General features: G+C 68.7%; 17 protein-coding genes and 1 riboswitch. Of the genes, 6 read left to right on the forward strand and 11 right to left on the reverse strand.

Annotated features, from left to right (window positions below; translation table 11 throughout):
* Positions 1-165: 165 nt before the first annotated feature.
* A complete protein-coding gene (locus IT779_RS19910) occupies positions 166-1131 on the reverse strand; it encodes an alpha/beta fold hydrolase (RefSeq protein WP_408637778.1) in 966 nt (321 codons plus the stop codon).
* 547 nt (positions 1132-1678) lie between these two features.
* Between IT779_RS19910 and IT779_RS19915 the strand changes: the two genes are divergently transcribed.
* Positions 1679-2092, forward strand: coding sequence for a DUF4254 domain-containing protein (locus IT779_RS19915; protein WP_332838880.1), 414 nt, complete (start codon positions 1679-1681; stop codon positions 2090-2092).
* A gap of 65 nt (positions 2093-2157) precedes the next feature.
* On the opposite strand, the gene IT779_RS19920 is transcribed toward IT779_RS19915, so the two are convergent.
* Positions 2158-3339, reverse strand: coding sequence for an AAA family ATPase (locus tag IT779_RS19920; RefSeq protein WP_196150879.1), 1182 nt, complete (start codon positions 3337-3339; stop codon positions 2158-2160).
* Positions 3340-3512: 173 nt separating this feature from the next.
* On the opposite strand from IT779_RS19920, the gene IT779_RS19925 reads away from it, so the two are divergent.
* From IT779_RS19925 to IT779_RS19935, 3 genes are all read left to right on the forward strand, one after another.
* Complete coding sequence (locus tag IT779_RS19925) at positions 3513-3824, forward strand: hypothetical protein (protein WP_198428729.1); 312 nt, start codon at positions 3513-3515, stop codon at positions 3822-3824.
* A gap of 199 nt (positions 3825-4023) precedes the next feature.
* Positions 4024-4192: riboswitch (cyclic di-AMP (ydaO/yuaA leader) on the forward strand.
* 16 nt (positions 4193-4208) lie between these two features.
* Positions 4209-4862 (forward strand): C40 family peptidase, encoded by a 654-nt coding sequence (locus tag IT779_RS19930; protein WP_332838881.1) that lies wholly within the window; start codon positions 4209-4211, stop codon positions 4860-4862.
* Positions 4863-4870: 8 nt separating this feature from the next.
* Positions 4871-5266: an RNA-binding S4 domain-containing protein gene (locus IT779_RS19935; RefSeq protein WP_196150880.1), complete on the forward strand. Its 396-nt coding sequence runs from the start codon at positions 4871-4873 to the stop codon at positions 5264-5266.
* A gap of 202 nt (positions 5267-5468) precedes the next feature.
* On the opposite strand, the gene IT779_RS19940 is transcribed toward IT779_RS19935, so the two are convergent.
* From IT779_RS19940 to IT779_RS19955, 4 genes are all read right to left on the reverse strand, one after another.
* Positions 5469-5858 carry a hypothetical protein gene (locus tag IT779_RS19940; protein ID WP_196150881.1) on the reverse strand — a complete coding sequence of 130 codons (390 nt, stop codon included), beginning with the start codon at positions 5856-5858 and terminating at the stop codon, positions 5469-5471.
* 51 nt (positions 5859-5909) lie between these two features.
* A complete protein-coding gene (locus IT779_RS19945) occupies positions 5910-7604 on the reverse strand; it encodes a fatty acyl-AMP ligase (RefSeq protein WP_196150882.1) in 1695 nt (564 codons plus the stop codon).
* A gap of 205 nt (positions 7605-7809) precedes the next feature.
* Entirely contained in the window at positions 7810-13431 is a 5622-nt protein-coding gene (locus IT779_RS19950) for a type I polyketide synthase (protein WP_196150883.1), read from the reverse strand.
* A complete protein-coding gene (locus IT779_RS19955) occupies positions 13428-13709 on the reverse strand; it encodes an acyl carrier protein (RefSeq protein ID WP_196150884.1) in 282 nt (93 codons plus the stop codon). The genes IT779_RS19950 and IT779_RS19955 overlap by 4 nt, the downstream gene beginning before the upstream one ends.
* Positions 13710-14094: 385 nt before the next feature.
* Here IT779_RS19955 and IT779_RS19960 point away from each other — a divergent pair, with 385 nt between their 5' ends.
* On the forward strand, positions 14095-14703 hold the full coding sequence (locus IT779_RS19960) for a TetR/AcrR family transcriptional regulator (protein ID WP_196150885.1): 609 nt from the start codon (positions 14095-14097) through the stop codon (positions 14701-14703).
* Positions 14704-14793: 90 nt separating this feature from the next.
* Here IT779_RS19960 and IT779_RS19965 read toward each other — a convergent pair whose 3' ends face one another.
* Both IT779_RS19965 and fadD5 read right to left on the reverse strand, forming a co-directional pair.
* Entirely contained in the window at positions 14794-15399 is a 606-nt protein-coding gene (locus IT779_RS19965; protein ID WP_196150886.1) for a cysteine hydrolase, read from the reverse strand.
* 96 nt (positions 15400-15495) lie between these two features.
* Positions 15496-17067 carry a fatty-acid--CoA ligase FadD5 gene (gene fadD5, locus IT779_RS19970; protein ID WP_196150887.1) on the reverse strand — a complete coding sequence of 524 codons (1572 nt, stop codon included), beginning with the start codon at positions 17065-17067 and terminating at the stop codon, positions 15496-15498.
* A gap of 391 nt (positions 17068-17458) precedes the next feature.
* Here fadD5 and IT779_RS19975 point away from each other — a divergent pair, with 391 nt between their 5' ends.
* Positions 17459-18436 (forward strand): NAD(P)H-dependent flavin oxidoreductase, encoded by a 978-nt coding sequence (locus IT779_RS19975; protein ID WP_196150888.1) that lies wholly within the window; start codon positions 17459-17461, stop codon positions 18434-18436.
* Positions 18437-18487: 51 nt separating this feature from the next.
* On the opposite strand, the gene IT779_RS19980 is transcribed toward IT779_RS19975, so the two are convergent.
* The 3 genes from IT779_RS19980 to IT779_RS19990 all read right to left on the reverse strand — a co-directional run bounded on the left by IT779_RS19980 (position 18488) and on the right by IT779_RS19990 (position 22486).
* Positions 18488-20860 (reverse strand): lysylphosphatidylglycerol synthase transmembrane domain-containing protein, encoded by a 2373-nt coding sequence (locus IT779_RS19980; protein WP_196150889.1) that lies wholly within the window; start codon positions 20858-20860, stop codon positions 18488-18490.
* 239 nt (positions 20861-21099) lie between these two features.
* Positions 21100-21846, reverse strand: a complete 747-nt coding sequence (locus tag IT779_RS19985; RefSeq protein ID WP_196150890.1) for an SDR family NAD(P)-dependent oxidoreductase — start codon at positions 21844-21846, stop codon at positions 21100-21102.
* Positions 21833-22486 (reverse strand): 2OG-Fe(II) oxygenase, encoded by a 654-nt coding sequence (locus tag IT779_RS19990; RefSeq protein ID WP_196150891.1) that lies wholly within the window; start codon positions 22484-22486, stop codon positions 21833-21835. The genes IT779_RS19985 and IT779_RS19990 overlap by 14 nt, the downstream gene beginning before the upstream one ends.
* Positions 22487-22562: the final 76 nt, after the last annotated feature.

The raw sequence follows: 22562 nt of genomic DNA on the forward strand, positions 1-22562 counted from the left end.
GATCTACAACACAGTACAGAAGAATTCGGCGACAGGCTCGTGGGATTCGAAACAGGGTGAGTTTGCCTGCCGATTGCCTCGCCTCGTCGCGATACTCGTCAAGCCTGCGCCCGTCCGGCGGGCCGCGCAACCGGCGACCCGCGACGACACCCCTCGAAACCGGCCTCAGCCTGCGACGGCCATCCCGGAACCCGGTGCGGCGAAGCCGGTGCGCGCCCGCTCGACCAACGCGACGAGCGAGAGTGCCACCTCCTCTGCTCGCTCCAGGATCACACTGTGTCCAGCCCCATCGACTCGCACCAGTTCCGACCCGGCGAGCTGGGAGGCGAGCACCACCGAATGCGCGAACGGGACCACGATGTCGGCGGTGCCCGCGAGCACCAGCGCCGGAATCGCGCCGAGGCTGTGCAGGGTGGCCGTCTCGTCGAACGCGATCAGCGAGGTCAGGAAACTCGCCATGGTCAGCAGCGGTGTGTCGTTGAGCATGGCCGTCGCGACCGCGGCCATCCTCGGATTCACCTTCCGTGTGCCGAACTGCGCCTCCCGCACGATCGGTTCGAAGATCCTGCGCGTCATCCGCTTCGATGCCTGCATCATCCGCGGCGCGCGCAGCACCGCCACCTGGAGCGAGCTCACCGCGTACCGGTGCAGGAACCGCCCGAGCCCGACCTCGGTGAGCCCGTTCGCCGCGCCCGCGATCAGCGCGAGGCCGACGACGCGGGTTCCGATGGTGTGCGGGAACAGTCGGGCGTAGGACAGGGTCACCATCGCGCCCATCGAATGGCCGACCAGGATCAGCGGACCGGTCGGCGCGACGACGCGCAATACCGCGTCCAGGTCGTGGCCGAGTTGGTCGATCGTGTAGGTCGTCGGGTCGGCGGCGCCCGAATCGCCGTGTCCGCGATGGTCGTAGAACACCATGCGTATTCCGTCGTCCCACTGTCGCAGCAGGTGGTCGCGCAGATAGAACCAGGATCGCGCGCGCAGGCAGTGTCCGTGCACGAAGGCGACGGTGAGCGCGGCGTCGTCGGCGCCGAGTACGCGCACCGCGATCGGGACGCCGTCGTCGGTCGACACCGTCACGCGGCGGCCGTCCTCGTCGGCCCGTCGAGCGATGATCGTGGACATGATTCCTCCTGTCGTCGACCCGATGGACGGAGCGTTCTTGTCCGGTTGTCGGTGATTGTTTCCACCGCGTTAGCCGCTCATACCAGGCGTTATGCACATGTTGCGCAATCGAGGTCGCCGGTCGATCGAGAGCCATCTTCGAGTATCTAACCTTCTCTAGCTGAAATATTAGATGGCTATAGTTAATCCTGATGTGAGAGATGTTCCGGATAATCTAAATTAATCTAGTGAAATACATAGAATTAATTAGATTGAGTGCGATATGACCAAGTCACTGCTTCTGTTGGGCCGTCTATTCCATGCGCTGGATGCTGGAATACTCTCCTGCGGACCGCGTCTCGCGAACCGATACGAACCGTTCCCGATACCCTCGCATCGCACCCGGTCGATCCGATGCGCGAGACCCGCACCCCCGGATGAACTCTCGGTTACCGCTACCGAGGTGAACGCCTGACGCGCGGATGTGATCATGGATGGTCGCGTTCCACGCGAACGGATTTCGACCCGTGCCGTTCGAGGTGCGAACGATCACCGGAGGTGAAGGGCTGCCGTGCCGAACGAACGATTCCCCACCAAGGGCGAAGTGCTGCGCGCCTGCCGAGGCGTCGACCACGCGGGCCACCCCATGCTCCGCGCCGCCTACGCCCTGACCACCCTGCACGAACGCCGCCTGTTCGAAGGCGCCGACCCGCACACCGACGGCCGCAGCGCGGGACTGGTACACGAGATAGACCACTGGGTCCGCCGCCAACTCCCCCCGACCCACACCGCCACCGCCGTCCACACCGAATCCATCGGCGCCATCGTCGACCGCATAGCCGCCTACACCGCCACCACCTACGCCGCCCTCGCCGCAGGCTCCCCCGACCGCCTCGCCACCGAACGGCAACGCCTCGCCGCCCTCGCCACCACCTACGAACACCTCACCGACGACGTGGTGGCGGGCCGCCGCCGCCTCCCGTAACCACCGCGCACAGCCGGGCAGGTTCGATTGGCGCCGAATGGCATTCGGCAGCCATAGCGGAGATGTCAGACGCTGCGGAGGTAGCGGCCGAAGTGGGGGACGGTGAAGCCTATGGTGCCGCGTTCGGCGGAGTAGATGAGGCCCTTTTTTATGAGGCCGTCTCGGGCGGGGGAGAGGGAGGCGGGTTTGCGGCCGAGTTCGGAGGCTACGGCGGAGGTGGCAACGGGGCCGTCGTCGCCGGAGAGGTCGGCCATGGCTCGCATGTATTCGCGTTCGGCGGGGGTGGCGCGTTCGTAGCGGGAGCCGAAGAATCCAACGGCGAGTTCCTCTTCGGCGGTGGGGGAGGCGACTTCGACGTCTTCGGCGGTGATGGGGCTCTCCGGGGCCTGGTCCCAGGCGGCCTTGCCGTAAGCCTGGACGAAATAGGGGTAGCCGTCGGCTCGTTCGTAGAGGGCGTCGAGCGCTTCGGTGGTGAAGGCGACGTCCTCGCGTTCGGCGGGGGCGATGAGGGCCTGGTTCGCGGAGTCGCGGTCGAGGCGGTCGATGCGGTGGTAGCTGAACAGGCGTTCGGAGTAGCTCTTCGAGGCCGACAGTACGGCCGGTAGGTGGGGTAGGCCCGCGCCGACCACGATCAGCGGGGCCGCGTCCTGGCTCAGTTCGTGGCAGGCGCCGCAGATGGCGGAGACGTCGGCGGCGCCGAGATCCTGCATCTCGTCGATGAATATCGCGATGCCGACGCCGATGTCGCCCGCGAGCCCGGCGGCTTCCTTGAGCAGTTCGACCAGGTCGATCTCGATGTCTCCGGAGTCGGCGCGCCCGGAGACGGCAGGCACGTCGATGCCGGGCTGCCAGCGGTCCCGCATGCCCTTGTCGGCGGTGGCGCGCAACGCGAAAGCCTTGAGGATGCCGAGGAAGTCGTCGACGCGTTCGGGATTGCGGTGCGACATGGCGATCGCGCGCGCGGCCGTGTGCAGTGCCGAGGACAGCGGGCGGCGCAGTTCCTGATCGGGTCGCGCCTCGATCTTGCCGGTGCCCCAGTTGCGCGAGACGGCGGCGGAGCGGAGCTGGTTGAGCAGGACGGTCTTCCCGACGCCGCGCAGACCGGTGAGCATGACGCTGCGTTCAGGACGCCCGCGTGCGATCCGTTCGAGCACGATGTCGAAGGCGGTGAGTTGTTTGTCGCGCCCGGCCAATTCGGGTGGGCGCTGTCCGGCTCCGGGAGCATACGGATTCCGCACGGGGTCCATGCGGTAACACCGTAGCCGCTCTAGTCCGGAAAATCTGGGCCAGTCTAGGGTGAGTGATAGAGACCGCTAGTGAACCCTGGTTCCCGAGGGGCGCTGCTTTGGCGCGCCGGAACTCGGCTGCCTACTCTGATGGCATCCGATGCGTGGTGGCCGCGTGCTGACGAGAGGGTGTCATGATCGAGGGGTCGCAGGAGTCTCAGGACGACGAACCGGGCGAGGAGTCCGTCGACGACGACGCCGAACTCACCGAGAAGATCATCGAGGCCGTCGGCGCGTGGCCGATTCCCGATGGCGCGGAGCGGGCGCGGCGTATCCAGGAGAATCTGATGGCGGCGGTTCGCGGCGCCTTTCCCGATCCGCAGATGGTCGCCTACCTCGCGGTGGGGCCGCTGATGGTGGCCATGGGCCGGATCGAGGTCGAGTTGCTGGACGCGCGGCGCAGAATCGGCGAGCTCGAACGCGCACTCGCCGAACGGGATAGCTAGCTGAGTGGTTGCCACAACCGGCGCATCCGGTTTCGAGATCCAATCGTTACCCGGAGGGGTTGTCGGACGCGTGTTCGATTGCCGGGCGATTTCGCACAGTTTCGGAAAATGCTGGTCTGTGCGCTGGACAACAGTGCGCCCGCATCGTAATCTTCTCGTGACTTAGTGGAGTCTGTCGTTTCGTCCAGGAATCGGCGCCACTGAGTCACCGCCTAATCGGCTGTCGGGGCTAATGTTCCGGCTGTCGAGCCGGGGACCCACAGGTTCGTCTGGGGTGAATCCGCAACGGTATAGTCGCCGGCGCGGTAGGGCCGATCTTCCCGGCCCGAACCCGTCAGCTAACTCGGTCGGCGGGATGAGCAGGAAGATCGGAGACTCAGCTCGGTGGGTAAACACAGCTTGCAGCGGGAATCCCGGCTGTCGAATTCCGTCAAGGGCGCGCTCGTCCTGGGCGCGGCGGCCGCGACGACCGGTGCCATGCCCGCGATCAACGCGACGGCGGCCACCATCAACATCCCCGGCATCGGCGGTATCGACGTTCCGGTTCCCCAGGAATTCGACGCTCCGGTCCAGGAACTGAACAAGCAGCTGGAGCAGGCGCTTTCCGCCGCCCCCGCGATCCCGCCCGCCTCGCTGGGCACGCTGCCCCAGGTCCCGCAGGGTGGCTTGTTCGGCAACGTGCAGGAACACCAGACCCCCGCCGTCAAGGCTCTCGACGCCGCCAGGAGCAAGGTCGGCGCCCAGTACTCCTGGGGCGCCGCGGGTCCCGCGCGATTCGACTGCTCCGGCCTCGTGCAGTGGGCCTACCGCCAGGCCGGTATCGAACTGCCGCGCACAAGCTTCGAGCAGTCCCATGTCGGCGCTCCGGTGGCCTTCCAGAACCTGCAGCCGGGTGACATCGTCATCACCAACGGCGGCGGTCACGTCGGCATCTACGCGGGCGACGGCAAACTGCTCAACGCCGTCCAGTCCGGCACCCCGGTCTCCTACACCACCCTCAGCCCCGACGACGTCGTCACCGCGCGCCGCGTCTCCTGACGGGTTCTTTGGCCGAGCGGGCGTCACCCTCGCAAGCCCGCGTCGATTCGTGGACGTGGTCGGTACGCCTGTTCAAGACGAGGTCGGCTGCCGCCGAGGCGTGCCGTGGCGGACATGTCCGCGTCAACGGCACCGCAGCCAAGCCCGCTCAGCAGGTCAAGCTCGGTGACGAGGTTCGTATTCGGGTGAGCGGTGTGGAACGCATCGTGATCGTGGAGCGGATCGTCACCAAACGGGTCAGCGCCCCCATCGCGGCGCAGTGCCTGATCGATCGGAGCCCGCCTCCGCCGCCGCGTGAGATCCTGGCCGTCATGCCTCGCCGTGATCGTGGCGCCGGGCGACCTACCAAGCGTGAACGTCGCGAGACCGACCGTCTCCTCGGTCGCGACGTGCCGCCGACGTAGTGCCCGGCGTTTCCTGGACCGGCGGGGTTCGAAACGTCGCCGAGCGGCTCGACGCAGGCGCCGCGATTGCGGTTGTCACCGATGCTCCGAGCGCGACTCGTTGTGAACCGACACATGTGATCGGATTCCGACGGTCACGACCCGCCGCTCGACTTGCCGTAGCCAGAAGATTGCCCGACTAACCGGACTGGCGTCGGGAAGGTCATGGCAGGTCGGCGATCTTGGCCGGAATCTCGATGTCCTCGTCGGCCCAGTGGATCGCGCAGACCCGGTGGTACCCGTCCGCGATCACGGTCGGCACGGCCCGCCGGAAGTCTCCGCGCACCAGCAGGACCGGTGACAGCGCCTTCCCATTGTTGATCTTGATGAGATCTCGCCGGACGTGCGGATTGTCGGCGGACAGCAGCTCGAGCCCGGCGGCGCGCAGAATGTCCTTGGCCTTCTTGTGCACGATCGGCGCGTCCCGCAACCGCGCGACCACGGTATCGACCAGTTCCTGGTCGCCGAGCAGTTCGAGGTAGTCGGCGGCGGCCGGATAGTCGTGTTCGTCCGGATGGTTCTTCCAGGTGACGGCGATGGTTTCGGAGGTCATAGCTCATCATCGCCCCCGGGCCGCCTGATCCCGGATACCGACGGCGGCGCGTCAGTCGGGCGCGGCGAGTGGTCGTTTCCCTGCGGTGGCGAGCGCGGGTAGTCGGCCCGCGTCGAACAGCGCGCGGCAGTCGGCGCGGCGCACCTTTCCGCTCGAGGTCCGAGGGATCGCGCCAGGTGCGACCATGACCACGGACTCCGGCATCACCGCGTGCACATCCGCCACCGCGCTGCGCACGCACACCGCGATCGCGGCGGCATCGGCGGCTTCGTCGGCGTTATGCAGTTCGGCGACGATCACCAGACTCTCGCGCACGCCGTCGTCGTGCCCGAACGCCGTGAGATATCCCGCGCGGAGGTGCGCGCCCGCGGCGACGGCGGTCGCCTCGATATCGGCCGGATAGTGATTGCGGCCGTCGACCACGATGAGATCCTTGCGCCGCCCGGTGACGTAGAGGCCGGTCTCGTGGCGGAAACCCAGGTCGCCTGTGCGCAGCCAGTGTCCGTCGTCGCCCGTGAGGACCGCGCCGAACGTGTCCGCGCTCGCCGACGGATTCCCGTGATAACCCGCGCCGACGTTCGGACCCGATACCCAGATCTCGCCGACCGCCCCCTCCGGCAGTTCGACGCGGCGCTCCGGATCGACCACCGCGACCCGCTGTCCCACCGGAAATCCACAGGCAACCAACGTGATACCCGTGTCGGCGGGCACGGCTTCGCCCGCGTTCAGTGCCGTGCGATCGAAGCGCCGCGTGACCGGATCGGCCTCGAGGTCGGCGATGGTGACCGCGAGCGTCGCCTCGGCCAGTCCGTAACCGGGGGTGTGCGCGCGGTGCCGGAATCCGTGGGGGGTGAAGGTATGGGTGAAATCGTTCAGCGCGTCCGCTCGCACGTGTTCCGCGCCGTTCAGAATCGCGTCGAGGCCGGACAGGTCCAACCCGGCGCGTTCCTGTTCGGACGTGCCCGAAACGACCAGAGACAGGCCGAAATTGGGGCTCGCGGTGATTCCCGCGCGATAGTCGGAGCAGGCCCGAGGCCAGCGGATCGGCCGTTTGACGAAATCCTGCGGCGACAGCGTCACCCCGTGCACGCCGCGGAAGAGCGGGAGCGAGAGGCCGAGTACCAAACCCATATCGTGGAAGAAGGGCAACCAGGTCACGATGGGCCGGTCGCCGACGGGAACGGCCGCGTGCAACTGGGTCAGTCCCGCGATCAGGTTGCCGTGCGTGATGCGCACGCCCGCGGGAGATTTAGTCGATCCCGAGGTGTATTGCAGATAGGCGAGGTCGGTGGTCTCGATATCGGGGCGTTCGGCGTGCGCGTCCGGATCGGGAGACAGGATCGCGCTCGCGTGTCCCGCGAGCGCGTCCGCGGTGACGGAGTCCGCCGCCGAAACCAGTAGCAGCCTCGGCCCGGCGTCGGCGAGCGCGCTGTCGATCCTTTCGGTACTGCGAGCCCCGGTGACCTGCGGCAACGGCACCGCGACGCGTCCACTGTAGAGGCAGGCGAGAAAAGCGATCACGTAGTCGAGACCCTGTTCGCACAGAATCGCGACGCGGTCCCCGACCTGGCTTTCCGCGCACAGTCGTCGCGCCAGCGCCGAGGCCGCGCCGTGTAGTCGGGCGTAGGAGAGAGTGTGCGGCGAGCAGGCCGCGCCCCGGTATCGCAGCGCGGTGAACGCCGGATCATCGGGCCTGGTCCGCGCCAACAGCGCGACACGATCGCCCAGCGTTCCCGGTGGATTCACGAGGCGGCGCCGGAGCCGAGGGCGGCCGGACCAGCAGACACTTCCGGTGGTTCCACGAGGTGGCCGATGTCGGCGGTGGCGATCTGATCGTCCAGCGTTCCCGTGGGTTTCATGAGGCGGTGTCGGTGATCGCCCGGCTTCTCCGGTGGTCTCGCGAAGTCGCCGGTGTCGTTCGCGGCCCGATTACTCAGCGTTCCCGGTGGTTTCACGAGGCTGCGCCGGTATCGGTGGCGGCGACCCGTTCGGCGAGTGCTGCGCTGAGCGCCGCGACCGTGGGGTGGCGGAAGAGTTCGGCGGTGGAGATGGCGATGCTCAGCCTGGTCTCCAGTGCGCGGCGCAATTCGATGGCGAGCAGTGAGCTCAGGCCGAGTTCGTTGAAATCGGCGGTGGTTTCGATGGATTCGGTGGGGCGGTCGATGGTGGCGGCGAGTACCCGTCGCACGGTCGCGGTGAGCGGTTCGGGCGTGAGCGGCGGGCGCGTCGCCTCGATCGGTTCGGGTCGGCGGGCGGGCGAATCCCGTTGCGCGGTGAGCAGATTCCGCAGTCGAGCGGCGACCGGGGAGCCGTCGCCGGTCGGCGCGTAGTCGACGGCGAGCAGATAGGGTTCGCTGTGGCACAGTGCGGCGGTGAGCAGTTCCGCACCGCGCCGGGGATCCACGGCGGCGATGCCGGCTCGCCGCAGGTGGATCGCGTCGCCCGCCGCTTCGCTGAGCCCGGATTCCCACACACCCCAGCCGACGCTGACCACCCGGCGCCGCCCGAAGACCTCGGCGGGGAAGGGGTCACCGAACGCGCCCGATGTTCTGCCGGTTCGCGAGATTCCTCGGGGGCCCGCTGTCCAGGCACTCTGCTGTGCGGTCGAGTCCGATCTCCGACCATTCCCGACACCGATTCCCGATGCGACCTCTGCCGCCGGGACAGCCGCTTCGCCTGTCCCGGAACCGGTTTCGGAACCCGCCTGCCAGGCTTGTCGCGCGCCGACTCCCGCTTCGATATCCGCGCCGCGGGCAGCCCTGCCGCCGGATCGCGCTGCGGCTCCGGCCACCGCGTCCATGGCCGCGTTGGCCGCGGCATAGGCGGCCTGTCCCGGTGCGCCGAGCGCGCCGGTGGCCGAGGAGCACAGCAGGAGGAAATCGAGGGGATCGGAGTCGGTGAGTTCGAGCAGGTCGGCGGCCGCGGTGACCTTGGGCGCCGACATGCGCGCCAACTGATCGGGGGTGACCGAGTCGAATGCCGCGTCCTCCAGCGCGCCCGCCGCGTGCACGACACCCCTGATGGTCGAACCGCATTCGCGGATGTCGCGCAACGCGTTGTCCAGGTCACCGCGGTCGGCGGCGTCGCAGCGGACCACGACGATGCGGTCCTCGAGCCCGTCGAGCAGGGCGGGCACCGGGCGCGGCGAGCGGGTGAGCACCACCACATCGCGGGCGCCGCCGTCGAGCAGCCAACGCACCGCGACCGCGCCGACCGCGCCGAGTCCGCCGGTCACCACGTAGGTCCCGTTCGGGTCGATGGGCGGCGCCGCGGTATTCGCCTTCGCGAGGGTGAACCGCCGCACCGCGAGATCGCCGCCGCTGACTCGGATCTCCTCGGGCAGCGCGACTTCGGGGCCCGCGGTGACGAGGTCGGCGAGTATCGCGGTGCTGCCTGCTCGGTGATCGGCCCACGCCAGTCGGATGACGCGCCCCGATTCCAACTGCACCGACCGCACGAGCGCGGCGGTGGCGTGCGCGTTGCGCGAATATCCCTCGGGCAGTACGACGGTCAGCGTCGCGACCGCGTCGTGGGCGCGCACGTGCTGGAGTAGTCGGAGAATCCGGCCGAGCGCGGCTACCGATTCGTCGGCGGAATCCGCGGGCCAGACCAGTGCGACCGCGATCCGCTCGGCGGCGGTGCGGCGCAGCAGCGCCGAGGTCAGGACGGCCGTCGCCGCGTCGGGTTCGCGGGCGACGCGCTCGGTGGGCACGGTCGACTCGAGTGCGCGCGCGAGCCGGACGGCATGCTCGGATTCGCCGACGACGAGCACCCGGCGCGGATATCCCGCGCGCGCGTCGATACCCGCGCCGATCACGTCGGGGTGCAGCGGATGCCAGGTTTCGCGCCGGAAGGCCGGGAGCGCGGTGGTATCGGCGAGGGTGGTCGGCAGGGTGCGGGTGGCGCCGTCGGTGAATCGGATGCGCACGCCGGACATGGCGAGTACCGGCACGCCGTGCTGGTCGGTGCCGACGACGTCGCCGACGAGTCCGGTCGCGGTGCGTTCGGTGACGAGCGCGTGCCCTTCGAGCACCACCCGGTCGGGTTCGCTGGACAGCCAAGCGGATTCGATGCCGATGGGCAGCGGCAGCACGTCGTCGGGCAGGTCGTCGTAGCAGGCCGCGGCGAGCAGGTGCAGGCAGCCGTCGAGGGTCGCGGTGCTGTGCGGGTCGGCGTTCTCGAAGGTGCCGAGCGCCCGGTCCGGCGCGGTCGCGATGCGGCGCAGCGGGCGGAAGCGCGGGCCGTATTCGAGGTGCCGGGCGCGCAGTTGCGCGTAGAAGTAGCCCGCTTCGAGGCGGTGCATCCGGTGGTGGAGTGCGCGATTGGCGTCGGCGAGGCGCATCCACGCGACGATATCGGCGGGTGTCGGACCCGTGCCGAGACGCGCGGATGCCGGTCCGCGGGCACCGTCGGCGAGTACCCGAAGTCGTGCGCCGTCTTCGACGTGGTAGCCGATCCGCGGCAGCGCGCTCACCTCGGTCAACTCGTCGATGACGAAATCACTGATGACAGCGACGGATTCGCCGCGCGCCAGATGCAGCAGCCTGCGCAGCCAGTACACGGCGGGCACGATCGGCACGCCCTGCACGATGTGGTCGTCCAGCGGATCGGTGACGAATTCGTCTGCCGGGGTCGCGGTCTCGGTGGCGGCGACCGGCGCGAAGTAGCGTCGGCGCCATTCGCGGCGGTGCACGGGTCCTTCGAAACGACCGAGCGCCGACCAGTTCGGTGTCCGCCCTTCGGTGTGCAGTCGTGCCACGCAGTCCAGGAACGCGCCGGATTCGTCGTCGCGGGTCGCGCCCGCACGGGTGGATTCGCGGAATTCACCGTATTCGCGGACCGCGGGGACGAGCACCGGATGCGGTGCGATCTCCACCACGCTGGTGAATCCGTCGTCGGCGGCGAGTTCCAGCGCGGCCGCGAGTTCGACGGTGCCCGAGGCATTGTCGGCCCAGTAGTCGGCGGACAGGGTTGAGGTCCGCACCACGAGTCCGCGCCGCGCGGTGGAGTACAGCCGGATCTCAGGGGTGCGCGGCGTGAGATCGGCGAGCGCGTCGACCATTTCCGGCAGCACAGCAGTGACCTGCGGACTGTGCGCGGCGAAATCCACCGCGACCCGGCTGGCGTAGATGTCGCGGCGCCTGGCCCGGCGCACCACGGTCTCCACGTAGCGCGGTTCTCCGGACACCACCACCGAACGCGGCCCGTTCACCGCCGCGATTCCGACGCTGGCCCGCATCGGCTCAACCAGGTATTCGACCTCATGCGGCGCCGCTTCGAGCAACGCCATCGCGCCGTGACCGTCCAGCGAACCGAGGCATCGGCTGCGCCACACCGCGATCCGCGCGGCGTCGGCGAGCGTCAGCGCCCCGCTCACCGCCGCACCCGCGATCTCGCCGAGACTGTGTCCGATAACGGCGTCCGGCCGCACTCCCCAGTCGGCGAACAACTGGGCCAGCGCGACCTGGTAGGCGAAGACCGAAGGCTGCACGACCGCGGTACCCGAATCCGCCCCGAGCTGCCCGAATCCGTGACGCGGGGTCCACACCTTCGGCCCGCCCGCCGCCACGATCGCGTCGGTGGCGGCGGTGAGGGCCCGCGCGAACACCGGATAGCGCGCGGCCAACGCCCGACCCATCCGCGCGTGCTGTCCCCCCTGCCCGGAGAAGAGGAACAGCAGTCCGCCGCGTCGCCGTGACGCGCTCGGCCCGATGATGCCGGGACCGGACTCGCCCGCCGCGAGCCCGCGCAGCCGGTCGACGGCACTGTCGCGATCCTCGGCGAGCACGGCCGCACGCACATGTTCGGGCATGGTCCGCGCGGCCGCCACCGCGACCTGCCGCAATGTCGGTTCGTCCGGCCCACCCATCACATCGGCGCCCCGTCGCGAGGTCGGTTGGTCCGTACCGCTCGGCAGGTCGGCACCTCGTCGCGAGGCTGGTTGATCCGTACCGCTCACCAGGTTGGTGCTCTGTCGCGTTGTCGGTTGGTCCGGCGCGCTCACCAGGTCGGTGTTCCGCGGCGTCGTCGGTTGGTCCGGACCGTTCAGCGGGTCAGCGCCGCGTTGCGAGGTTGGTCGGTCCGTACCGCTGAACGGGTCGGCACCCTGTCGCGTGGTTGGTTCGTTCGGCGCGCTCAGCAGGTTGGTGCCCCGTCGCGTCGTCGGTTGGTTCGGCGCGCTCAGCGGTTCGGCGTCGCGCCGCGAGGTTGGTTCATCGGGTCCACTCAACAGGTCGGCGAGTCGCGCGGCGCGGGCGCGCAGGTCGGCGATGTCGCGTCCGGTCACCGGTATCGGCACCGGAGCCGCTTGCGCCCGATCCCGCGACACGGGCGCCACACCGCGCACTACGACGTGCGCATTGGTCCCGCCGAATCCGAACGAACTGACCCCCGCGTACCGCAGCGCGACGGGCGTCGAACTCCAGTCGACGGCCTCGGTCGGCACCCGCAACCCGTGCCGGTCCAGCTCGAGCAGCGGGTTCTCGGCCTGGAAGTTGATGGTGGGCGGGATGATCCCGTGCCGGACGGACAGCACCGCTTTGATCAACCCCGCGACCCCGGCCGCCGCCTCCAGGTGACCGAAATTGGATTTCGCCGAGCCGATCCAGATCGGCGCGGCCTCGGGTGCACGGGCGAGCACCGCCGCCAGCGCGCCGACTTCGACGGCGTCACCCAACGCGGTTCCGGTGCCGTGGCATTCGATATAGCCCGCGTGACGCGGATCGAGCCCGGCCCGCCGCCACGCCGCGCGGACGGTGTCGCGCTGGGCGCGGCCGTTGGGGGCGTAGAGACCGTTGGACCGCCCGTCCGATCCGACGGCGACGCCCGCGATCTCGGCGTGCACGCGTTCACCGGCGCGCCGCGCGTCCTCGGCGCGGCGCAGGATCAGCACGCCGCAGCCGTCGCCGCGGGTGTAGCCGTCGGCGGCGGCGTCGAAGGGTTTGCAGCGTCCGTCCTCGGCGAGGAATCCGCTGTCGGCCAGATAGTCCGAGGTGTGCGGGAGCAGGGTGAGGTTGACGCCGCCGACGATCGCGAACGGTATCGACGGGTCGGCGAGCAGCCGAGTCGCCACGTCGATCGCGGCCAGGGACGACGAGCAGGCGCTGTCCACGACCAGGCTCGGTCCGCGCAGGTCGAGCACGTAGGACAGCCGGTTGGCGATGATGCTGAGCGCGGATCCGGTCACCGCGTAGGGTGCGTCGCGTTCACCGTCGCCGAGCACGGTGACGCCGTGGTCGTACCCGCAGGCGCCGAACACAACGGCGGCTTCGCTACCGCGCACGCGATAGCCGATGCCCGCGTCATCGATGGCTTCCACGGCGACTTCGAGCGCGAGCCGCTGTTGCGGGTCCATGATCGCGGCCTCGCGCGCGGAGATCGCGAACCAGTCGTTGTCGAAGTGGTCGATATCGTCGAGGTACCCGCCGCGCCGGGTGAGCGCCCGCCCGCGCGGCGGTTCGCCGGTGGCGTCGCGGCCGTCGAGCAGCAGTTGCCAGAACCCTTCGGTGCTGTGCGCGCCGGGCAGCCTGCAGGCCATGCCGACGATGGAGATCGCAGGTTCGGGGCTGTTCATCGCATCGCGAGATGCTCGACAAGTTGTTCGATATCCGGATGGTCGTAGATGGCGGTGAGCGTCACCTCGACCCCCATGGCGTCCTCCAACTGGGCTGTCAGCCGGGCGAGTTGGATGGAACTCAACCCGAGATCGCTGAACGGCACACCGGTCGCGACGCTGTCGGGTGCGACGCCGAGGAGGTCGGCCACGGCGGTGACGGCGGCGGTGAGCAGTGTCGTGTGCCGACCCCGCCGGCCGTCCGCACCGCCGTGGTCCTCCGGCAGATCCGGCCGCATCGCGTCCTCCCTCTCCGCTGACTCGGTCCCGCGGGGCCGGTAACGGCGCCCTCGCCCGGAACCGCTGGAACAGCGCCCGCCGTGGTCCCGAAAGCGATTATGCAGTACAAGTATGCGGTTTCCGGTGTCCGCCTGCCCCTTTCGTGGCCGATTCACGCTGGTGCAACGGTGCGGCGATATCGGGTGCCAGGATGCTTCAGCGGCGAACGGGTTGTCTGTTTCGGGCCAAGTGTCCATGATCGTTGGGGTATCACCAGCTCGACCAGGCGTGGCGCCGACTCGCGGTCGCGGGGCGTGCGCGCGTAACCGGAGGACTTATGCACCCTGCACGACCAGCAACCGACCCCCGAGATCCGCGATGGCCGTCGCGCGCGTCTGAGCGGCGATGAGCAAGGGAACGGACCGCAGAGTCCGCCGCACCCGCGCCCTGCTGCACAACGCGCTGCTCGAACTGATGGTGGAAGGCTCCTACGAGCGCATCTCCGTCGGCGACATCCTGGAACGCGCCGACATCGGCCGCTCCACCTTCTACGCCCACTTCCGCGACAAGGACGATCTGCTGCTGGTCAGCAGCACCGAATACCTGCGGGCCACCATCATGGCCGCCCGCCCCGATCCCGAGGACCCGGCCGCGCCGCCGATCTCCGCGCCGCTGGCCCCCGTCTACACCCTGTTCGTGACCGCCGCCGAGAATCCCGAGATCTACCGGGCTTTACTGGGCGCGAAGGCGAACGCGGCGTTGCTGCGCGCGGCGCGCGGCATGGTCGCCAAGATCATCGCCGAACGGCTCACCGACACCTTCGACGTCGAGGAGGATGAACTCGCCGCCCCGGTGACGTTCCTGTCCTGGGGCATCGTCGGCCTGCTCGGCATGATCGCCGACGCCGACCCGCCGCTCACCGCGGCCGACGCGTACCGGCAACTCGAGGATATGGTCGCGCCCGGACTCGATCGCCTGGTCGATGAACAGGAGCGCACCGAATCCGTCGGCTGAGGCGGCGCGCCGTGGACAAGTCGCGGCGCGGTATGCGTTGCCGCCGCATCCGGTGCGCCGACTCGATGCGCGCGGTGCGCCGGATTCGGCTCAGGGTTGGGCGAACATCGCCAACGCGGTCTCGGCGTCGACATTGCCGGCGGTGACGAGTCCCAGATTCGTCACCGATGCCTCGTGCGCGGCGGCGTCGGCGGCCGCGACGCAGTCGGTGACGGTGTGCACGGTGAATCCGAGGTCGGTGCCGTGCCGCGCGGTCTGCTCGACGGTGAGGTTGGTCGCGACCCCGGTGAGGAACAGCGTGTCGATGCCCTGCGCGCCGAGCCAGGCCGCGAGGCCGCCGCCCGCGAGTCCGGATAATCGCTGGTTGTCGAAGACCCCGCCCGCCTGCGCGGCCATCTCGGCGATGATCCGCGCGCCCGGCGCGTCGGGACGGAATTCGGTCTGCGCCGCGGCCACCGAGCGCATGAAGCCGGTGTTGCGGACCAGCTCGCCCTCGCCGACGGGAATCGTGAACCGGGTGAAAAGCACCGGCACATCGGCTTTCGCGGCGGCGCCGTGGAATCGGGCCGCCCGTCCCACCACTCCGCTCGCCGCGACCGGCGCGGCCAGCATCGGCCCGAAAAACCCTTCGGGCCGAATGACATTCACCTGCCAGTGCAGCGCGAGTACCGCGGCGCGGATGCGTCGAATCGCCATGGGCTGATCCTGACGCATCCGCACCGCCCCCGCACCCGTTTTCCGCGACCCAGTTCACGGAAACGGGATGTGCGCCCCGCCGTCACACCGTCGAGTCTAGGACGAGAAGTCCTTGCGCAACTGGAGTTTCACGACCTTGCCGCTGGCATTGCGCGGCAGTTCCGCGACCACGACCAGTTCCTTGGGGTGCTTGTAGCGCGCCAGGTTCTCGTCGAGGAACGGCGCGATGTCGGCGATCGCGAGTTCGGAGTCCGGATCCACCAGTGCGACAACGGCCACCGGCACCTCGCCCCACTTCTCGTGCGCGCGTCCGATGACCGCGGCCTCGCGGATCTTCGGGTGCGCGAACAGCACGTTCTCCACTTCGGCACAGTAGATGTTCTCGCCGCCGGAGATGATCATGTCCTTCTTGCGGTCGACCACGTAGATGAAACCCTCGTCGTCCCGGCGGACCAGGTCGCCGGAGTGGAACCAGCCGCCCGCGAAGGCCTCGGCGGTGGCTTCGGGCTTGTTCCAGTAGCCCTGCATGAGTGTCGGTCCGCGGTAGACGATTTCGCCGATCTCGCCGGGCGCGACATCGTTCATCTCGTCGTCGACGATGCGGGTCTGGATGGTGGGGATCGGCTTGCCGACCGACCCGAGTTTGCGGATCGCGTCCTTGCCTTCGAGTACGCAGGTGATCGGCGACATCTCGGTCTGCCCGAACACCGCGACGTTGAACGAATGCGGGAAGCAGTCCGCCATCGCCTTCAGCACCGTGTCCGAGGCGGGCGCCGCGCCCCAGCTCAACGCCTCCAACGCCAGATTGCGTTGTTTGACGGTGGGTTCGGCGCAGATCAGCTGCCATTGCGCGGGCACGCAGAAGGCGGTGGTGGCCTGTTCGGCTTCGACGGCGTCGAGGAATTCGGTGGCGTCGAAGGCGCCGAGCGGGTGCAGCACGGTTTTGGATCCGAGCATGAAAGCGGGTGCGAGGCTGCCGAGTCCGGCGATGTGGAACAGCGGCGAGGTGCAGAATCCGATGGATTCCTGTTCGATGGCGAGCGCGCGGATACAGGTCAGCGCCTGGGCGTTCATATTCGCGTGCGAGAGGATCGCGCCCTTGGGGCTGCCCGTGGTGCCCGAGGTGTACATGATCAGGGACGGGGTGTCTTCGGGGATATCGAGCGGGGTGTGCGCCTGCCCCGTTTCGGCCAGCAGATCGTCGAAGCCGAGGACGCCGTCGCCGCTGCCGCCGCCGATGACGATCACGGTCTCGAGCGCGGGTGACTGCGCGCGCACGGCCGTGGCCAGCGGCTGCAGCAAAGTGTCGGTGACCACGGCTTTCGCGCCGCTGTCGCTCACGATGTAGGCGACCTCGGGCGGGGTGAGCCGGAAGTTCACCGGCACCGCGATGGCGCCGAGCGCGGTGATGCCGAAGACGGCTTCCAGATATTCGGTGTAGTTCAGCGCGAGGATCAGCACCCGGTCGCCGAAGCCGACGCCGCGGCGGGCGAGCGCGTCGGCGAATTTCAGCGAGCGGTCGTTGAGCTGCTTCCAGGTGGTGTCGACGCCACGGAACCGCACGGCGACAGCGTCGGGACGCATCAGCGCGTGTGTCGCGATGTGATTGTTCCAGTGGTTGCGCCGGGACCGGATCGGCTCCGCGAGCGCGTGTACACCAGTGGTCATGCCACCAACTCCTTGGCTGTGCTGTTCCGCGCGAACTCCGGGCGACTCCACGTGGCCGCTCCGTAGGTCCCGTCTTCGGCGCCGGGGGTGACCCGATCAGGTGAGCGGTCCGACTGAGACGAGAATAACAACTAACTTAAACCGACGGCAAGCTCTCCGGAGATGAATCGGCGTTAATCGGCGCGGGGTGGATGTTCCACCGATAAATCAGCTCGGATCTGCCATTTTAAGGCTCCGGCGGGCAGTTGGCGGATGGTCAAGTAGTCCACACATGCGAACCGAAATGCGAATCTCGGCTTACTTACTGCTTGTACAGGCGGTGATCGGCGTGTCACGATCAACCCGGAAGGGCGGGGACCGATACGCCCGCTCGGAATAGAGGAGTAGCGCAATGCTGCGTACCAGGTTCACCGAGACGTTCGGCGTCGAGCATCCGATCGTGCAGGGCGGCATGATGTGGGTGGGGCGGGCCGAACTCGTGGCGGCCGTCGCGAACGCGGGCGGGCTCGGGTTCATCACGGCTCTCACCCAGCCCACCCCCGACGATCTGCGCGCCGAGATCGCGCGTACCAGGGAACTCACCGACAAACCCTTCGGTGTCAACGTGACGATTCTGCCGTCCATCAACCCGCCGCCCTACGCCGAGTACGCGCAGGCGATCATCGAAAGCGGCATCAAGATCGTGGAGACAGCGGGCTCCAATCCCGAACCGTTCCTCCCGCACTACCACGGTGCGGGCATCAAGGTCCTGCACAAATGCACCAGCGTGCGGCACGCGCTCAAGGCGCAGCGCATCGGCGTCGACGGCGTCAGCATCGACGGCTTCGAATGCGCGGGACATCCCGGCGAGGACGACATCCCCGGCCTTGTCCTGATCCCGGCGGCGGCCCGCGCACTCGACATCCCCATGATCGCCTCCGGCGGCATCGCCGACGCGCGCGGACTCGTTGCCGCGCTCGCGCTCGGCGCCGACGGCGTCAACATGGGCACCCGTTTCTTGTGCACCGCGGAATCCTCGATCGACCAGAAGGTCAAGGAACAGATCGTCGCCAACAGCGAACTCGACACCCAACTGATCTTCCGCACCCTGCGCAACACCGCCAGGGTCGCCGACAACGCGATCAGCCGCAAGGTCGTCGAAATCGAGAAGTCCGGCGGCACCTTCGAAGACGTGCGCGAACTCGTCGCGGGCGCCCGAGGCCGCAAGGTCTTCGAGGAAGGCGATCTCGACGCGGGCATCTGGACCACCGGCCTCGCCCAGGGCCTCATCAACGACATCCCCACCTGCGCCGACCTGATAACCCGCATGATCACCGAAGCCGAACAACTCATCACCGAACGCCTGGCCGACACCGTCGTCCCCGCTTGACCTTCGGCGTGAGATCCCCGGAAACCGTTCGGTATCCGGGGATCTCGCGTATCAGATCATGTCGCGGGCGGTCATCCAGCGCATGGTGAACCAGCCGCAGAAGACCGGGAGCCAGCAGGTCAGGACGCGGTAGAGCAGGACCGAGGGGACGGCGATGGTGGCGGGGACGCCGAAGGCGGCGAGGCCGCCGATGAGGGCGGCTTCGACCGCGCCGACGCCGCCGGGTGTCGGTGCGGCCGAGGCCAGGGTGCCGCCGATCATGGTGACGATGGTGACGGTCACGAAATTCGTTCCGCCGCCGAAGGCTTCGATGCTCGCCCAGAGGGCGCCCGCCTGGCCGAGGGTGATCGCGGCGCAACCGGCGATGATGATCGTGAAACGTTTCGGGTCGCGGGCGAGCTGCGCGAGTTCGCTCAGCACTTCCTGGAGTTGGGGGCGCAGCGAGGTGTTCAGCCAGGTGCGCAGTTTCGGCACGAACATGAACGTGCCGATGATGCCGACCGTGAGTCCGACCGCGAGATAGATCACCATCGCGTCCGGCACGAAATGCGACAGATCCGCCGAGGTGCCCGCGACGATGCTGAACAGCAGGAGCAGGCTCAGGTGCGTGATGATCTGCACCGCCTGCTGCAACGCCACCGCGGCGGTCGCGCGCACCGCCCCGAGCCCGGCCTTCTGCAGGAACCGAACGCTCAACGCGAGACCGCCGACGCGCGCGGGCGTCGTGGTGGCGGCGAAGGTGTTGGCGATCTGCATGATCACCAGGTTCGTGAAACTCACCAGCCCCGACGCGCACGCCCACAACGCCGCCGCCGCACCGATGTAGGTGAGCGCGGAGACCCCGAGACCGAGCAGCGCCCACCACCAGTTCGCCGTCTTCAGCTGGGTGAAGAAGGTCGGCACCGCGCTGATGAACGGATAGGCCACGTAGACCAGGCCGATCAGCAGCACCAACTGGATGAGTTGGTTGCGGGAGAACCGGGTGATCTGATCGGCCTCGATCTTGTCCTGACCGGTCTGCTTGCGGATCTCCTCGCGGGCCCGCGACACCACCGAACCCCAGTCGGCCACCGATTTGCGGATGCCACTCGGCATGGCGGTCTTGGTGAGTCGCCGCGAGGCCAGCAGGATCGCCTGCTCGCCGAGCGCGTCGATGGCGGCGCGCACGGCGGTCTCCTTGCCGAAGACGGCGGTCGTGGTGACGAGCAGCTGCGCGATATCGGATTGGATCTGGGTGTCCGACGGTCCGAATTCGGCGCTGGCGAAACCCGCGAACAGGGTGTCGCCGTTCTCGATCCTGATCTCGGCGGGCCGCAGGTCGCCGTGCGAGATCTGGCCGCTGTGCAGCAGGTCGAGCGCGGTCCACACGGCGGGCAGCACCGAATCGGGGTGCTCGGCCAGTGGGGTGCCGCGCGGGGCGCTGTGCGCGTACAGGAACCAGCCGCGATCCAGCGCGGCGACGGTGGCGGCGGTCTGCGCGGCCAAGCCGAGGTCGTCGGCGGCGATGGTCATCAGCGCCCGATGTTCGACCGCGCGATGCATCGACCCGTGCAGCGCCGCGGTCTCACCTCTGCGGAAGGTGAGCAACCGCCACAGCGTGCGCAGCGCGCCCGAACTGCGCTGATTCTTGCCGTACAGCTCGACCGTCAACTCCCGCTCCGGGCCGTCGACGGTGGCGGCGAGCGTCAGCGATCCCGGGCCGGTCGGGCGAACGACGGTGAGCGCGTTCACGGTGTGCCCGCGCCTTGCCAGCACCCGCACCGCGGCGTCGAGCGGCACCTCGAGCGCGGGCGTCCCGACCACCCACACGATGATCGCGCCGACCAGCCAGCCGACGGCGAGCCCGAACATGGCGCGCGCGGGCACCACCGTGCTGACCACGAGATGGATCGGCGCGAACGCAAGCAGCAGGAACCACAGCCAGCGGCGCGGCCGGGTCGGCAGCCACGGACTCGACACCGTGAGCACCGCCGCCAGCATCGCTATCCAGCGCGGATCGTCGAGGAACTGGGACAGGAAGGTGTCGAGCCGTTCCGGCACTTGCAGATGCCACTTCGGCGCGGAAAGGCCGGTCCCGGTGATGGAGAGCAGCAGCACGGCGAGCAACCCGGCCGCCGCGTACCCGGCGAGCAGTTTCCACTGCCTGCCGATGACGAGTTCGATGAGGATCGCGAACGGCAGGATCAGGATCGCGACGCCGTAGATGAGATAGACCAGATTCGACTGGTCGGGGGTGAGGAATCCGACGATGTCGGAGACCGAGCGTTCCAGGGCGAGCCATTCGGGCCTGGTGATCACGGAGGCGGCGATGACGACGGTCAGCCACAGCGCCGCGAGGACGACACGGACGATGTCAGTGGTCCGCCGGATCAGCGGTTGTAGCAGGCTGCCCGTGACCGGGATGTCCCGCCCGTCGACTCGCATGTCGTATCGGCACTTTCGGATCGAGTTGGAGCTGCACCGGCCACCCGCATCGCGTAGAGCGTGAGTATGCGGCAGGTCACCGCACCCGGTCGACATCAACACGCCGCGGCGGTTCGACGACGCGCGGATGCCGCTCGGGCGTTGCTCAGCCTGCCAGAGCCTGCGGCGATCCCGCCGAGCACCCCGGCGCGGACTCTCTCGAGGCTGGTCGGCCCGCTGATCGCGGTGGCGCGAGCCGTTCAGGACGCGTGCCTGCCCGGCGCCTCCGCCCGCGCGCCGACGCTGAACACCGAACCGGACATCTCGCCGCGATCGAGTTCGAGGATCGCGCCGATCACCGTCTCGGTTGGCACCTCGGCCGGGAACGCGTTCGGTGCGACGCCGTTGACCCGCACCCCGAACTCGGCGAACTCGACCGCGAGATCCTTGGTGAGCTGATTCAACGCCGCCTTGGACGCCGCGAAGACCGTTCGTCCGGCCGGGTGCGCGTCGGGCAGCGCCGAGATATTGACGACATTGCGGTTGCGCGCCCGGTTCACCCCGCCGGCGTGCAGCCAGCACTGTTGCGCCAGCCTTGTCGAAAGCCGCAGCGGCACGGCGACATTGAGGGCGAAGGTGGGGTCGAACGCGTCGAGCGCGGTGTCGCCGTCGACCACGCCGTGCGGCAGTACCGGTGTCCGCGCGGCGGCGTTGACCAGCAGATCCACTCCACCGAAGCGGGCGATGGCGAGTTCGACGACCCGCTCCACCGCGCCCGGTTCGGTGAGGTCGGCCTCGATCAGATACACCCGGGAGGCGTTGTCCGGGATCGCGGCGCGCGGGGCGAAGGGATCGACCAGCCATTCGTGCTGTGACGGAACGGCGGGCACGCGACCGCGATGCACGGCGACGATGTCGTAATGCCGGTACAGCGTGCGGCAGAAGGCGTCGCCGAGGGCGCCGCCCGCCCCGGTGAGCAGGCAGACCCGCCGTTCAGGCTCGGTCAAGGCGGTTACCTCTCCGTGGTGGCCGGTGCAGCGACATCCGCACGTGATGGTGTGCGGCGGCGTTGCCGCCCGCGACGGTGTGCCAGGTGCGCGGCGCGCATTCGAAGACCAGGATCGAATTGTCCAGCGGCGGTACGAGTACCGCCGGTTCCGGTGCGTCGCCCGCGATGTCCGCGTAGAGGGCGGTCTCCCCGCCGCCGCCGGGTCGCCAGTCGGGATTGTTCAGGTAGAACATCGCCCGCACCGTGCCCGACCCGAATTCCGCTCCGGCGCTCGGCAGCCCGTGGCTCGGCCGCTCCCATCGCGCGCCCGCCGGATGCTCGCGCACCGAACCCTCGATATCTCCGGCCTCGGTGACCCCGGTCACACCGGTGACGAGCGCGCGCCATTCCGCGGTCGTGAACAACGCGAGGGGGCCGTCCCGCAGGTCCGCGAGCGGAATTCCGCCGTGCTCGTGCCCGTACTCCTCGGCATGCACCCGCGCGTACTCCGCTACGAGCCGCCCGTAGAAGTCGGCGGTGAACACGTCTCGCGCGTACACGTGCGGAAACGGTCGCGTACGCCGAACCCAGCGTCGATGGGCGAACAGCTCGGTGAACCACCCCGGCCACACGGGCGGATCCCCCGATTCCCCTGCCATCTCACTCCCTCCCGAACGAACACCGCGATCCTATTGACTCCGCCGTCCGCATTCGACCCCGGCTCCGGTGGGTGGG

Origin of the sequence: Nocardia bovistercoris, assembly GCF_015674855.1 — a bacterium.
GTDB classification, from domain to species: domain Bacteria; phylum Actinomycetota; class Actinomycetes; order Mycobacteriales; family Mycobacteriaceae; genus Nocardia; species Nocardia bovistercoris.